Origin of the sequence: Mesorhizobium sp. M0195 (assembly GCF_040322115.1) — a bacterium.
Taxonomy (GTDB): domain Bacteria; phylum Pseudomonadota; class Alphaproteobacteria; order Rhizobiales; family Rhizobiaceae; genus Mesorhizobium.
In genome coordinates, this window is the sequence record NZ_JAMYSV010000001.1 from 397,496 (window position 1) to 411,312 (window position 13,817).

A 13,817-nucleotide genomic window follows, 5' to 3' on the forward strand; every position below is an offset into this window, starting at 1 on the left:
CATCACACCTAAATCGGAACAGCGTGCCGGCAAACGACGCAACGATGCTTCAAGACGTTGACTATCCGGACTGCGGGAAAACATGAAAGCTGATTTTTACGAAACGCTGGGCGTGCAAAAGGGCGCCGACGAGAAGGAGCTCAAGAGCGCTTTCCGGAAGTTGGCCATGCAGTTCCATCCCGACCGCAACCCAGGCGACCATGCCTGCGAGCACAAGTTCAAGGAAATCAACGAAGCCTACGAAACGCTGAAGGACCCGCAAAAGCGTGCCGCCTATGATCGCTTCGGCCACGCGGCCTTCGAGCACGGCGGCATGAATGGCGGGGCGCAGGGCTTTGGCGCCGGCGGCTTCGCCGACATTTTCGAAGACATTTTCGGCGACATGATGGGCGGGCGCCAGCGCCGCTCGTCCGGCGGCCGCGAGCGCGGCGCCGACCTGCGCTACAATATGGAAATCACGCTGGAGGAGGCATTTTCCGGCAAGACCGCGCAGATTCGCGTGCCGGCCTCGATCTCCTGCTCGGAATGCTCCGGCAGCGGCGCCAAGCCCGGCACCCAGCCCGTCACCTGTTCGATGTGCAACGGCCACGGCAAGGTGCGCGCCACGCAAGGCTTCTTCTCGATCGAGCGCACCTGCCCGCAATGCCAGGGGCGCGGCCAGACCATCAAGGATCCGTGCCCGAAATGCGCCGGCCAGGGCCGTGTCACCGAGGAGCGCTCGCTGTCGGTAAACATCCCTGCCGGCATCGAGGACGGCACCCGCATCCGGCTGGCCAATGAGGGCGAGGCCGGCCTACGCGGCGGCCCGTCCGGCGATCTCTACATATTCCTCGCGGTCAAGCCGCACGAATTCTTCCAGCGCGACGGCGCCGATCTTTATTGCAAGGTGCCGATCTCGATGACAACGGCAGCGCTTGGCGGCTCGTTCGAGGTGACGACACTGGACGGTACCCAGACGAAGGTGAAGGTGCCGGAAGGCACCCAGAACGGTCGCCAGTTCCGCCTCAAGGGCAAGGGCATGCCGGTGCTGCGCCAGCCCAATATTGGCGACCTCTACATCCAGACCGTGGTTGAGACGCCGCAGAACCTTTCGCGCCGCCAGCGCGAATTGCTGGAAGAATTCGAGCAGCTTTCCTCAAAGGACAATTCGCCTCAGTCGAGCGGATTTTTCGCCCGCATGAAGGACTTTTTCGAAACGTTCGGCGAGCACCGAAGCTGATCCCTGGAAAACGCTTCCCGAGCGTCATCAACACCTTATCCGGGGATTCGCCTTGTCTTGCACCTCGTAGCTGTTAAGTAGCATGCGAGGGAGCGTTGAGGAGGACTTTCGATGACGCGTAGTCCCGGACTGCGAAAGACGCTGGCGGAAAAGTTCGACGACGAGTTGAAGTTCTTCAAGGGCTGGATCGACAAGCCGAAGGCGGTCGGTTCGATCGTCCCGACCAGTTCCGTCACCGCGCGCAAGATGGCCTCGATCGTCGATCCGAAATCCGGCCTGCCGGTGCTCGAGGTCGGGCCCGGCACAGGCGTCATCACACGCGCCATTCTCGCGCAGGGCATAAAGCCTGAGAATCTCTACGCAGTCGAATATTCCACTGATTTCGTGCGCCATCTGCGTCAGCTTTATCCTGGCGTCAACGTCATCGAGGGCGACGCCTTCAATCTCGACGCGACGCTTGGCGACAAGCGCGACCTGATCTTCGATTCTGTGATATCGGGCGTGCCCCTGCTCAATTTCCCGGTTGCCCAGCGCATCGCCTATGTCGAGAGCCTGCTCGACCGTATCCCGGCGGGCCGGCCGATCGTGCAGCTGACTTACGGGCCGCTGTCGCCGATCCCGCCCGGCCGCGGCGACTATACGGTCGAGCATTTCCATTTCGTCATCCGCAACATCCCGCCGACGCAGCTTTGGATCTATCGGCGCGGCTGAACGCATATCGGAGTTCCCGATGCCGGTCATTGCGGCTGGTTGGCCAATCGGTCCAGGAATGCCGTCAGCCTTTCGAACGCCTGTTCTCCTGCCTTGCCGTCGAGATCGAACTGATATTCATGCGGCAGGGCCGGACTGTAGTCGTCCGGAAAGAACAGCCTGTCGACCGCGACGCCTTGCGCCGTGATCGCGCGCGCGATCTGACGCGACTGCGGCGCCAGCGGATCGGCATTGCCAACCGAGACGAATGCCGGCGGAAATTGCGGCGTCAGGTGCCTGTCGACTGAAAATTCGGCAATGCGCGGGTCATCGTCCAGCCGCTTCACGCCGAGATACGACCACATGACGATCCTGTTGAAGCCGGCGAAAGGCCCTTCGGGCGAGATCATCGCGGGATCGTAAATGCCGCAGAACAGTGCAACGCCTTTCAGTTGCGCGCGCTCTATGCCCGGATCAACGTCCATCGTGGCGGCATAGGCGGGATTGCTGATCGTGGCAGCCAGTTGAGCGACGATCTGCGAGCCGGCGGAGTCGCCGGCGAGAAAAAGCCTGTTGCGATCGATGCGGTAGCGGCCGGCATTGCCGGAAAGAAAGGCAAGCGCCTTGTTGGCCTGGAGGACTGGCGTCGGATAGCGGGCGCCGGGGGCGACGGAATAGCCGACCGAGACAGTGACGTAGCCCCGCCCGGCCAGTATTTTCATATATGCCGAGATGTCGGCCTTGTTTCCGGCAACGAAGCCGCCGCCATGCACCCAGACCACCGTCGGCAACGCCTTTGCCTGAGCGTCCACGGGAAAGAAGACGTCAAGGGTCTCGTCGGGGTCCTCGCCATAGCGCTCGTCGGGCAGTTCGCCGACATTGGCGGGCACGTGCTTTTCAAGCGCGCGGTTCTTTGCCACTGCATGCTTGTGAAAAGCGTAACGGATCAGAAGGACCGAAGGCCACGGGCTGAGGACGAAAGCGGCGTAGCCGGCGGCAGCAGCCACCGCGAGCGCGACAAGACCATAGCCTACCCGTTTCAATCCCACGAGGTCCGCCCTATCCGCTGGCGCCGGTCGCCAAAGCGGCCAAGGCTAAATGCGTGCCGCAATCTCGGCTATTGATTCATCCCACGCATCGCCTATAGCTGCCGCCACAGCAGGGGATTGCGATGCCGATCATCCCGAAAATTCTCGTCGTCGCCGGTTCGGTGCGCAGCGGCGCCTATAGCGGCAGGACTGCCGACGTGGCGCAGAAGGAACTTGCCATGCAGGGCGCGGAGGTGACCCGCATCTCCCTTGCCGACTACCCGTTGCCGATCCTCGACCAGGATCTGGAAAAGGACGAAGGCATTCCCGAAAACGCCGTCAGGCTCGGCCGGATGATCGCCGCCCATGACGGCCTGCTGATCGCGACGCCCGAATATAACGGCTCCATTCCGCCGCTGCTCAAGAACACCATCGACTGGGTGAGCCAACTGCGCAAGGATGGGGGCCGGACGTTCAGGCCGCTTGCCGGCAAGGTCGCCGGCCTCTGCTCGTCTTCCAGCGGACCCTTTGCAGGGATACGTTGCATCAACCATCTGCGCGCCGTGCTGGTGCGCTGCCGGATGGAGGTCGTGACACCGGAGTGTTCGGTGCCGGAGGGCGGTAGCGCCTTCGACGACGAAGGCAACTTCCGGGACGAAAGACTACGCCAATCGACGGAGCACCTATGCCGAACGCTGATCGAAACCTCGCGCATGCTGTCGACGCGGATCGAGGCATGATCCCGGACGCCGCGCGTGCCGACACAATTCAGGAAAGGCTGATCGTCGGCCTCGACCTGCCGACGCTGAGGGAAGCCGAGAAGGCGGTGCGCGAGCTCGACGGGATCGTCTCCTTCTACAAGATCGGCTACCAGCTCGCCTTTGCCGGCGGGCTCGACTTCGCCCGCGAGCTGGCCAGCGGCGGCACCAGGATCTTTCTCGACATGAAGCTGCTCGACATCGATAACACCGTTGCCAAGGGGGTCGACAACATCGTCAGGATGGGCATGAGCATGCTGACCATCCACGCCTATCCGAAGACGATGAAGGCGGCGGTCGAGGCTGCCAGGGGCAGCGACCTTTGCCTGCTCGGGGTTACCGTGCTGACCTCGATGGACGAGCAAGACGTGATCGACGCCGGCTATGAATATGACCCGCATACGCTGGTGCTGAGGCGCTCCGAGCAGGCGCTGCATGCCGGCATGGGCGGCATTGTCTGTTCGGCCGAGGAAGCGGAGGCGGTACGCCGCATCGTCGGCCCCGATCTGGCGGTAGTGACGCCGGGAATCCGACCGAAGGGCAGCGACCATGGCGACCAGAAACGCGTGGTGACGCCGGCGCAGGCGATCCGCAACGGCTCCAGCCATCTCGTCGTTGGCCGGCCGATCGTCGGCGCCACCGACAGGCGGGCGGCGGCGGAAGCCATTCTCGATGAAATGCGCTCGGCCTGACGCCAGGAATTAACCCGGAGAAATACCATGCCCAAGGGATACTGGATCGCTCGCGTCGATGTGCGCGATGCGGAAGGCTACAAAGACTATGTCGCAGCCGCCAAGCTGGCCTTCGACCGCTTCGGCGCCAAGTTCCTGGCGCGCGGCGGCGCGCATGAGAAGGCAGAGGGACCGGGCCGCGACCGCAACGTGATCATCGAATTTCCGTCGCTTGCGGTGGCGCATGACTGCTACCACTCGCCCGAATACCAGCGCGCCGTCGCGATCCGCCAGAAGGTGGCCGATGGCGAAATCGTGTTGGTCGAGGGGATTTAGGCGCGAAGCCGGTTCGCCGCTGCCTCCGCCATCGCATCGGCGAGGCTCAGGCCCCATTGCTTGCGACAGTAATCGCGAAAATCGAAGCAAGGCATGCCCGGGCAGACCTCGAACTCGATGAGATGCACGCTGTCGTCGGCTTCGACCCGGAAGTCGATGGAAAAGACGTCGCGCAGGCCAAGCCCGACCATCAGGCTTTCGGCGATGCGACGGATTCTTGCATCGGCTCGAGGCTGGCTGGCGTCAACGGGAAGCAGCAACGGCTCAGCGTAATTTCCTGTGGCTTTGGCCGCTTCGCCGGTATTGCCGTAAAGCGCCAAGCTGTCCTGCATGGTTTGGAAATCGCCGCCCGAATCGACAAAGGCGACGCCGAGCGCCTCAATGCCGGTATCCGGCTTCAGGCCGAGAAAGCTGGCCCGCACATTGCGTCCGGCGACATAGGGCTGGACGACGACATCGTCGCTATAGGCGGCGAATACCCGCCGGCTAAGCTTCAGCGCATGGCCGAGATCGTGACAGCGCGAATCCGGCCAGATGCCGATCTTGGCGCCGAGCCGGTTCGGCTTGACGAACCAGCCGGCGGGCGAGGCCGGTGGCGCGACCAGCCACGCGCCGTCACGGGCAAGGCCCGCCTGCGGCACCGGCAGGCCAAGCGCGCCGAGCACGGCGCCGGACCGGAACTTGTCTTGGCAGAGCGCGAACAACGCATCGTCGGCGCCGATCGCCTTCAGGCCATTCAGCCGTGCCAGAGCCGGTGCCGCGCCGCCACGGAAGTAGGCAATGCCATCGGTCAGCGTCCAGACAAGCGAGGTCTTCGGAACTTCGCCGGCGAGAACGCTTGCGGCGTCGTCGAGCGCCACCGGCGCAAACGACAAGCCGCGCGTTTGGCAAGCGGCGGCAAGTGCGTCGAATTCAGCAGCGATGTCGGTCGATTGCGCTAGGTAGGAGGCGATTTCGGCGGCACGCTCCGGCACGTGGTTATCGGCGACCAGCCGATCGAAGCAGGCCTGTTCCGACTCGTAGACAAGGATCAGCTTCGGCTTGCGGCTTGACATGGGTGGAACGGCTCCTGGCAGCACGATTGCCTACCATCGCACGGCGAACGTATTCGGCTCGCGAGCAACCGACGTCAGCCGGGTGCCCGCACGACAGCAACTGCCCTCAGGCAATCAACACGCGCGGCTCGAAGCGACCATTGACCGGAATGTCGAGCATAAACGTCATGCCGGCTTGCGGGTCGAGCAGGCGCTGCTTCTCGCTCTTGCCCGACCAGGCGGAGGTGACCGCGATCCGGTCGGCATTCCCGCCGACGAAAGCCGGGCAGGACGGTTGCGTGACCGGCATCGCCACCGAACGGACAAGCTTGCCGTCGGGCCCATAGGCTTCGACGACGCTGCCGCCCCAGCAGGCGTTCCACAATATGCCGTCGCGGTCGAGCACCGAACCATCGATATAGCCCTTGGCCGAACGGTGGTCGACGAAGACCTTCGGTTCGCCAACCGGCAGGCCGGTCGCCGGATCGCAGCCGACGCGCATCAACAGGCCGGTGCTGGTATCGGTGTAATAGGCGATCGACCCATCCTCGGAAAAGCAGATAGAATTGGGCACCGTGATATCCGCATAGAGCCGGCGCAGCTCGCCCTTGAAGAACCAGTAGATCGAACCGGCGGCCTTCTCCTCGCCCTTGCCCATTGTGCCGACCCAGAGGGCGCCGCAAGGATGAACGCGCGAATCGTTCGAGCGGGTGAGCGGATTGTCGGCCTCGATCGGCGTGTGCAGCGTCAGCTTGCCGGTCGCGACGTCGCGGACATGCAGGCCGGTTTCGGTGGCGATCAGCTGACGCTGGTTATCGATGACGGCAATGGCACTGGCCATCTGGCGGAGCTCGTGGATCTTGACCGCACCGCCGGACAAACGCTTTTCCAGGAGCTGGCCGTTGACGATGTCGAACCAGTAGAGCGTGTCGGTCGCAGGGTCATAGCTTGGCCCCTCGCCCAATTGGCAGACATGGTCGGAAAAAACCGAAACGATTGTCTCGCTCATCATGCCACTCCAAACGCCGCGTCCCAAGCCTGAACTGCGGCTTTCGCCCGTGCTGCCACTTCGTCGACGCTCATGCCCGGCTTGAACAGGCTGGAGCCAAGACCGAAGACGCTGACGCCGGCTGCCTTGTAGCCGGCAAAATCCTTGTCCGAAACGCCGCCGACCGCGCCGACCAGCACACTGGCCGGCAGCACCGCGCGCATGGCCGAAATGCCTGCCGCGCCAAGCACGCTTGCCGGGAAGAATTTCAGAGCCGAGGCGCCGAGCCGGATTGCCTGGAATGCCTCGGTCGGCGTGAACACGCCGGGCATTGTCACCATGCCGTACTGCTTGGCGCGGCCCATGACCTCGGCATCGATATTGGGGCTGACCAGAAGCCGCCCGCCGGCCTTGTGCAGACCGTCGACATCGGCGGCGGTGAGCACCGTGCCGGCGCCGACCAGAGCTGTTGGAGGAAGCGCTTCGACAATGCTGGCGATGGAGGCAAAGGGCTCGGGCGAGTTGAGCGGCACCTCGATCGCTTCGATGCCGGCGCCGAAGATCGTCTGGCCGATCGCCACCGCCTCGCCTGGCTTCAGGCCGCGCAGGATCGCGACCAGACCCCGCTCGAGCTTTGGAAAAGGTGCGGTTTCGGTCATGCGGCAACTCCATTTTTGGCGATCATGCCATTTTCGCGCGCGGCTTCGGCAAGGCCGGCACGCACCGCCTCGTCGGCGTCGACGGCCCTGAAAGCGAGCCCGGCAAGGCCGAGCGCCTCGGCATAGAGCGTGCCGAGTGCGCCCGACGCGATCAGCACGACGGGCACAGCGCTTGCTTCATAACGGCGATTTGCCGAAGCGATCTCGCCGCCGATCAGCAGGCCGGACAGGCAGGCGGCGGCATCTTCGGGCTTCAGGTCCTGCAACAGGCTAGCAGCGCGGATCGAGAACAAACTTGAAACGACGTCACCGCCTTCGGCCAACGCCTTCAGGCACCAGTCCCGAAAAAACGGACTTTCGGCGGCAACCGGCTGCGGCGGCTCGCCCAGCGAATGGCGCAGGATCGAGTGCGCGGCCAGCACCGAAAACAGCTCGCCGGTCGGCCAGGTGCCGAACCCGGCAACAGAGCCGTCCTCGACCAGCACCCATTTCGAATGGGTGCCGGGCATGCAGACGAGGTGACGTCCCTTTGCCGGCAAACCGGCTCCGGCAAGCTGCGTTTCCTCACCGCGCATGACGTCAGGTGCATCGGCGAGGCGCTGGGCAAGGCCGGGCACAATGCGGATATCGCGGCGCTGGCCGGGAATGCGGGCAGCTTCGGCCAGGATAGCGCCGATTGGCGTGGGAACGCTGACATAGGGCGCCTCCAGCCAGCCCTGGCGCGAGCCGGCCATGCCGCAAATGATGACCGGCAGGTTTTCGGGTGCGCCCATGGCGGCCAGATGCCCTTCGAGAATGGACGAAAACCCTTTAGCCTGAGCGGTGATCAGTCCGTCATCGCCGCGCCGCTCGGCGAGAACGTCGCCGGTGCCGTCGAGCAGCCATACTCTCATGCGGGTGGTGCCCCAGTCGACGGCTGCGACGGAAGCTGCCTTGCTCGGTGAGATCACAGGAACCCCCCGTCGACGATCAGCATCTGCGCGGTCAGCATGCGTGAAGCATCCGACGCCAGGAACAGCACGGTGCCGACAATGTCGTCCGGCTGCATCACACGCTTGATGCACTGCTTGGCGACGTGAGCGGCGAGCGCCTGTTCGGTGACCCAGAGCTTTCTCTGCCGCTCGGTGATTACCCAGCCGGGCGCGATCGCGTTGACGCGAATGCCGTCGGCACCGAGCTTGCCGGCGAGACCCTTGGTAAGGCCGACGATGCCCGCCTTGGCGGCGGTATAGGCCGGCATATCGGGATGGTTGATGAGAAACGAGGTCGAGGTGAAATTAATTATCGAGCCGCCACCGGCCCGCTTCATGCCCGGCGCCACCGCCTGTGCGCTGAAGAAATGCGGGCGCAGGTTAATGGCATGGTTGTTGTCCCAGAACTCGACCGTGACGTCTTCGACGGCATGACGGTCATCCTGAGCGGCATTGTTGACCAGCACGGTCACGTCGCCATGCGCCTCGGCGGCTTTGGCGATTGATACCCGCAATGCCTCGATGTCGCGTATGTCGGTCTTGAGATAGAACGGCCGCCGGCCGAGCTCCTTGTCCAACCGATCGGCCAGCGCCAGGCTCGGACGGTCGGCGATATCGATGAAGGCGACCTTTGCCCCCTGGCGGACAAAACCTTCGGTCAAGGCCGCACCAATGCCGGAGCCGCCGCCGGTGATCAGCACCGAAGCGCCTTCGAGGTCGGCAAAGCGTGCCGATGGCATCATGAAATTCTCTCCCGGTCCAATGATCTCGGTCGGCCGGCGCGCATCCTATCCAGCCGTGTCGGGCGGGCAAGGGCGAAAGAGTGGATTGACGCGACTTATGTCCGACAAAAGGCCGCACGCGCCGCCGATCGATCAGCCGCCCAGCCGGACGCGGTACAATTCGACGGCGGCTCCGCTGGTCCCGGCAACCGGCTCAAGCCATTCCGGCACGCTGCCGCGCATCAGCCCGGCAAGAAAGCCTGTCGGCGCCTTGGCTGCGAGGAGCTTGCTTTCGGCGCTGCCGGGGCACAGCGCGACGAGGCCGACATTATGATCCGCCACGACCGTCCTGGCATCGGCATCGGACCCAAGGAAGGCATCGAGCGCCAGCAGGTTGCCGGCGACATTGCGATGATAAGGCCCGGCGAAGACCCGGTGTCCGGAATAGGCCAGGACAGGCGATCCGAGATTGGAAATTGCCAGCACGGTGGTGCCGGGCAGGCGACCGAGTGCCGCAAAGGAGGCCTTGCGCTGGCAAGCGACGTCGGTGCCGTCGCCATTATCCGCCGTGGTGTTGCTGTGGTCGAAGGCTACCGAGGTCGCCGCGGCAGCCCCAGTCCAGACCGCATTCACCGAAACCAGCCAGACGGCAGCCATGCGCAGCGCCACACCGCGCGACGCGCTGGCCTCGGCCCGTTGACGCCATTTGGCAATCCAGGCGGCAAGCGGAATGACGGCGAAGGCGATCGAGAATGTCGAACCGCGTACCTGCCAGGCGCTGACGATGAAGGCCACGACCAGCAGCGCGCCGACAAGGCTGTCCTGCCGCCGCCAGCCACCGCGGCCAAGGCGAAGCGCCATCAGCACGAGCGCAATGAGCGGCGTGGCATAGCGCGCCACCACCTCGGCCGGATCCTCGGCGAGCAATTTGAACAGCGACTGCGCCTCGTCGATGTGATCAAGCCATAGCTCCTTGAGGCGCGGATCGAGATTGGCATAGGGCGCTGCCAGGCATTGTGGGAACAACAAGACGACGACAGCGCTCAATAGCATGGCGAGCAGGCCAAGTGAGGCGATGCGCCGTTGGCGCGTGCGGCCCGCCGGCTCGGTCGACGCTATGGTTGCAAGACCGGTTCCGGCAATCGCTGCGACGACGAACTGCACGGTCGAGAAGGCGTCGCATTGCGCCTGGTCCCAGGCGGATGGCGCAATGGTGGCGACAAAGACGAGAGCGGAAACGCCGGCAAAGCCGAGGCCGAAATCCCTGGCGATCGACCTCTCGCCATTGGCGTCGAGGGCAAACAGCATGGCGACATAGGCGCCGATGGTGGCAACGTAGGGCGCGGTTTCCATACCGATGGCCAGCATCAATCCGGCGCACAGGCCGGAGAGCAATGCCGCCGCCCTGCGCAACGGCGCTTCAAGCAAAAAGCTCAGGCTGGCTATGCTCAGCATCAGCTGGACATTGTGGTGATCGAGCGCGCCGGGCGAAAAAATGCCGAGGAAATGCAGTGCGGCGGCGCCGACGACGACAGCCGGCAGCACAGCGCCGTGACCGGCAAAGCTGCGTGCGGCGCGGGCGGTGAAAAATACGGTCAGGCAGAAGAGCAGCGCCGGCCACAGCACTTGCGCGACATTCTCGGCAAGCGCCGCGCTGCCGGTCAGGGCCGATACGGCGATGATGATGGCGGCGATCGGCGCATCGACCAGCCGCGACCAGTGCATGACGAAGCCGCCTTGCAGGCCCATCCTGTACTGGTGGAGATCGAACCAGCTTTGGCCGGCGAGCATGTCGCGAACTTCGACGAGGCGCAGCAGATTGTCGTTGTCGCCGCCGGCATTGGTCAGTTCCGGGAAGCCGGCAAGGGCATTGACGGCAAGCGCCAGCAATGTGGCAAGCAGCGCCAGCGCGATCTCGGACCTCCAACTGGAGGCGCCATCGTCGGCTGTGCTCATATCAGGACCTTTGGAAGGAATACGGGGCGGTTTAAACCTAGCCTTAACAGCTTCAATAAATAGTAAAGCCGCCCGAGCGAGGCCAGCGTTTGAGCGGTCAGGGGCCTCACAGGGCATCCGGAGACGAAAATGCCACAAGACGTGCGCCATGAGCCGAGCATCGCCGTGCTGCTGCCTTGCTACAATGAGGAGCTGACGATCGGTGAAGTGGTGCGGCGCTTTCGCGAAACGCTGCCTTCCGCCGCGATCTATGTCTACGACAACAATTCGCGCGACCTTACGGCGCTCCGAGCCCGCGCTGCCGGCGCCATCGTGGTGCGTGAGCCGCGCCAGGGCAAAGGCAATGTCGTGCGCCGCATGTTCGCCGACATCGAGGCCGACATCTACCTGATGGCCGACGGCGACGGCACCTATACGCCGGAGGACGCGCCGCAACTGATCAACACGCTGCTGACCGAGCGCTCCGACATGGTGGTGGGCACCCGGCGCGGCGTCACCGACGATGGCGGCAGGACCGGTCATGCCTTCGGCAACCGCATCTTCAACAGCCTCTACAAGCGGCTGTTCGGCTCCGACTTCACCGATATCTTCTCCGGCTACCGCGCCTTCACTCGGCGCTTCGTGAAGAGCTTTCCCGCGGTTTCCGGCGGCTTCGAGATCGAGACCGAAATGTCGGTGCACGCCTCGCAACTCAAACTGCCGGTCAGTGAGATCGGGCTCGACTATGGCCGACGGCCGGAAGGCTCCTCGTCGAAGCTATCGACCTTTCGCGACGGCGCGAAGATCCTGTGGATGTTCGCCATGCTGATGAAGGAGACGCAGCCGCTGCGTTTCTTCGGCGCTTTTTCGGTGTTCTTCCTGGCATCAAGCCTGTTTCTGATGGCGCCGGTGCTGATCGAGTTCGCCGAAACCGGGCTTGTGCCGCGCATGCCGACGTGGGTACTGTCGGTCGGGCTGCTGCTGCTGTCGATGCTGGCGGCGGTGACCGGGGTAATCCTCGATTCGGTGTCGCGCGGCCGGGCCGAGCAGAAGCGCATCTTCTATCTGTCGATGCCTTCCGGCCGCGTCGAACGTGAACGCGCAAGCGCGCTCGCGACTTTGAAGGCCGGACCGCGCAAGACGTCGCGGGCGGCTTAGATCTCTAAATGGGACGCCTCGCCCGCTTCGTTGTCGCCGGCGGCATCGGCTTCGTCGCCGACGCGGCGGCGCTTTGGCTGGTGCTGACGATAGCGCCGCTCGGACCGTTCGCGGCTCGCATCATCTCGATCGGTTTTGCCCTGTCCGTCACCTGGCTGATCAACCGCCATCTGACCTTCTCGCCTTCCAGCCGCGGCGTCGCGCAAGAGGGCGCACGCTATGGCGGCGTCGGCATTGCCACCAGCCTCGTCAATTATTTCGTCTATTGCGCCATGCTGTTCGCGCTGCCGATGGTGTCGCCGCTCATAGGTCTTGCGGTCGCCTCGCTGGTTGCCATGGCGCTGTCCTTCCTCGGCTATTCCAAGCTGGTCTTCGACCGCTGAAGGCACATCGCATTGGGGTCTGCGCCAAGCGAAGCGTACCCTCATCATGACCTTGGCCGATTGGCAGAGGCCGCCGATTTCCCTATATCGCTGTCGTCGATGCATCGGCCCGAAAAATCGGAATCGATTTTCGGAAAGCACGATGCATGGATTCAAGAATGTTGGAGCGTATTTGCGTCCAGGTGGACGCACGTCGCTTCAAGTGCGCCGGAGAGCACCCATGCCCCTGAAAGTCGCCGTCCAGATGGACCACATCTCCACCGTGTCGATTGCCGGCGATACGTCGTTTGCGCTGTCGCTGGAAGCGCAGCGGCGCGGGCACCAGTTGTTCCACTACACGCCCGACCGGCTGTCGCTGCGCGACGGCAAGGTGTTTGCCCGTATCGAGGCGATGCAGGTCCGCGACGAGAAGGGCAATCATTATTCGCTAGGCGAAGAAGTCCGCACCGACCTGTCGGAGATGGACGTCATCCTTTTGCGGCAGGATCCGCCCTTCGACATGAACTACATCACCACCACGCATATCCTCGAGCGCATCCATCCGAAGACGCTGGTGGTCAACGACCCAGCCTGGGTGCGCAACAGCCCGGAAAAGATCTTCGTCACCGAATTTCCCGACCTGATGCCGGATACGCTGATCACCAAGGATCCGCTCGAGGTCGCCGCCTTCCGCAAGGAGTTCGGCGACATCATCGTCAAGCCGCTCTACGGCAATGGCGGCGCCGGCATCTTCCACCTGCATGAGGCCGACCGCAACCTCGCCTCGCTGCTCGAAATGTTCGGCCAGATGTTCCGCGAACCCTACATCGTGCAGCGCTACCTCAAGGAGGTGCGGGCTGGCGACAAGCGCATCATCCTGATCGACGGCGAGCCTGTCGGCGCCATCAACCGCGTGCCGGCCGAGCACGATTCGCGCTCCAACATGCATGTCGGCGGCCGCGCCGAAAAGACCGAGCTGACGGAACGCGAACGCGAGATCTGCGCCCGCATCGGCCCCTCGCTGAAGGAGCGCGGCTTCATCCTCGTCGGCATCGACGTCATCGGCGACTACATGACCGAGATCAACGTGACCTCACCGACCGGCATACGCGAAGTGCAGCGCTTCGGCGGCGCCGACATCGCCAGCCTGTTCTGGAATGCGGTGGAGGAGAAGCGCAGCTAGCCTCGCTTCGCGAGCGGCCGCGTTGCAAACCATCGCAGCCGTTGCGTTCAGCCGTTCCCCAAATGTTCTTGCCTTCGCCGGAAATCTATGGTTGTCTCTGGTG

At 63.8% G+C, this 13,817-nt stretch carries 15 protein-coding genes; 8 read left to right on the top strand and 7 right to left on the bottom strand.

Translation table 11 applies throughout. The features are described 5' to 3' along the window. Positions 1-82: 82 nt before the first annotated feature. Both dnaJ and pmtA read left to right on the top strand, forming a co-directional pair. Complete coding sequence (gene dnaJ / locus NKJ12_RS01995) at positions 83-1,219, top strand: molecular chaperone DnaJ (protein WP_254815727.1); 1,137 nt, start codon at positions 83-85, stop codon at positions 1,217-1,219. A gap of 111 nt (positions 1,220-1,330) precedes the next feature. Beyond that, complete coding sequence (gene pmtA, locus NKJ12_RS02000) at positions 1,331-1,930, top strand: phospholipid N-methyltransferase PmtA (RefSeq protein ID WP_352476898.1); 600 nt, start codon at positions 1,331-1,333, stop codon at positions 1,928-1,930. Between the two features lie 26 nt (positions 1,931-1,956). On the opposite strand, the gene NKJ12_RS02005 is transcribed toward pmtA, so the two are convergent. Next, the gene (locus tag NKJ12_RS02005; protein WP_352701097.1) at positions 1,957-2,952 is read right to left on the bottom strand and encodes an alpha/beta hydrolase; all 996 of its coding nucleotides are present in this window, start codon (positions 2,950-2,952) and stop codon (positions 1,957-1,959) included. Positions 2,953-3,080: 128 nt separating this feature from the next. Between NKJ12_RS02005 and NKJ12_RS02010 the strand changes: the two genes are divergently transcribed. Genes NKJ12_RS02010 through NKJ12_RS02020 form a run of 3 tightly spaced genes read left to right on the top strand, consistent with a single transcriptional unit; the run spans position 3,081 to position 4,702 of the window. After that, on the top strand, positions 3,081-3,677 hold the full coding sequence (locus tag NKJ12_RS02010; protein ID WP_352701098.1) for an NADPH-dependent FMN reductase: 597 nt from the start codon (positions 3,081-3,083) through the stop codon (positions 3,675-3,677). Then, positions 3,674-4,387, top strand: a complete 714-nt coding sequence (gene pyrF, locus NKJ12_RS02015) for an orotidine-5'-phosphate decarboxylase (protein ID WP_254815723.1) — start codon at positions 3,674-3,676, stop codon at positions 4,385-4,387. Before NKJ12_RS02010 ends, pyrF begins: the two co-directional genes overlap by 4 nt. 27 nt (positions 4,388-4,414) lie before the next feature. Next, complete coding sequence (locus tag NKJ12_RS02020) at positions 4,415-4,702, top strand: DUF1330 domain-containing protein (protein ID WP_254815722.1); 288 nt, start codon at positions 4,415-4,417, stop codon at positions 4,700-4,702. Here the strand turns inward: NKJ12_RS02020 and NKJ12_RS02025 are convergent. The 6 genes from NKJ12_RS02025 to NKJ12_RS02050 form a co-directional block, all read right to left on the bottom strand. Then, the gene (locus NKJ12_RS02025) at positions 4,699-5,757 is read right to left on the bottom strand and encodes a D-alanine--D-alanine ligase family protein (protein ID WP_352701099.1); all 1,059 of its coding nucleotides are present in this window, start codon (positions 5,755-5,757) and stop codon (positions 4,699-4,701) included. The genes NKJ12_RS02020 and NKJ12_RS02025 overlap by 4 nt on opposite strands. Before the next feature lie 106 nt (positions 5,758-5,863). Continuing rightward, positions 5,864-6,745 (bottom strand): SMP-30/gluconolactonase/LRE family protein, encoded by an 882-nt coding sequence (locus tag NKJ12_RS02030; protein ID WP_352701100.1) that lies wholly within the window; start codon positions 6,743-6,745, stop codon positions 5,864-5,866. Then, the gene (locus NKJ12_RS02035; protein WP_352701102.1) at positions 6,745-7,383 is read right to left on the bottom strand and encodes a 2-dehydro-3-deoxy-6-phosphogalactonate aldolase; all 639 of its coding nucleotides are present in this window, start codon (positions 7,381-7,383) and stop codon (positions 6,745-6,747) included. Before NKJ12_RS02035 ends, NKJ12_RS02030 begins: the two co-directional genes overlap by 1 nt. Continuing rightward, positions 7,380-8,330, bottom strand: a complete 951-nt coding sequence (locus tag NKJ12_RS02040) for a 2-dehydro-3-deoxygalactonokinase (protein WP_352507090.1) — start codon at positions 8,328-8,330, stop codon at positions 7,380-7,382. The genes NKJ12_RS02035 and NKJ12_RS02040 overlap by 4 nt, the downstream gene beginning before the upstream one ends. Beyond that, positions 8,330-9,097, bottom strand: a complete 768-nt coding sequence (locus NKJ12_RS02045; protein WP_352701103.1) for an SDR family NAD(P)-dependent oxidoreductase — start codon at positions 9,095-9,097, stop codon at positions 8,330-8,332. The genes NKJ12_RS02040 and NKJ12_RS02045 overlap by 1 nt, the downstream gene beginning before the upstream one ends. Before the next feature lie 132 nt (positions 9,098-9,229). Next, the gene (locus NKJ12_RS02050) at positions 9,230-11,032 is read right to left on the bottom strand and encodes a GtrA family protein (protein ID WP_352701104.1); all 1,803 of its coding nucleotides are present in this window, start codon (positions 11,030-11,032) and stop codon (positions 9,230-9,232) included. 129 nt (positions 11,033-11,161) lie between these two features. Between NKJ12_RS02050 and NKJ12_RS02055 the strand changes: the two genes are divergently transcribed. The 3 genes from NKJ12_RS02055 to gshB all read left to right on the top strand — a co-directional run bounded on the left by NKJ12_RS02055 (position 11,162) and on the right by gshB (position 13,714). After that, positions 11,162-12,169, top strand: coding sequence for a glycosyltransferase (locus NKJ12_RS02055; protein WP_352701105.1), 1,008 nt, complete (start codon positions 11,162-11,164; stop codon positions 12,167-12,169). Positions 12,170-12,177: 8 nt separating this feature from the next. After that, positions 12,178-12,552 (top strand): GtrA family protein, encoded by a 375-nt coding sequence (locus NKJ12_RS02060; RefSeq protein WP_352701106.1) that lies wholly within the window; start codon positions 12,178-12,180, stop codon positions 12,550-12,552. Positions 12,553-12,772: 220 nt separating this feature from the next. Then, positions 12,773-13,714, top strand: a complete 942-nt coding sequence (gene gshB / locus NKJ12_RS02065; protein WP_352701107.1) for a glutathione synthase — start codon at positions 12,773-12,775, stop codon at positions 13,712-13,714. Positions 13,715-13,817 lie beyond the last annotated feature (103 nt).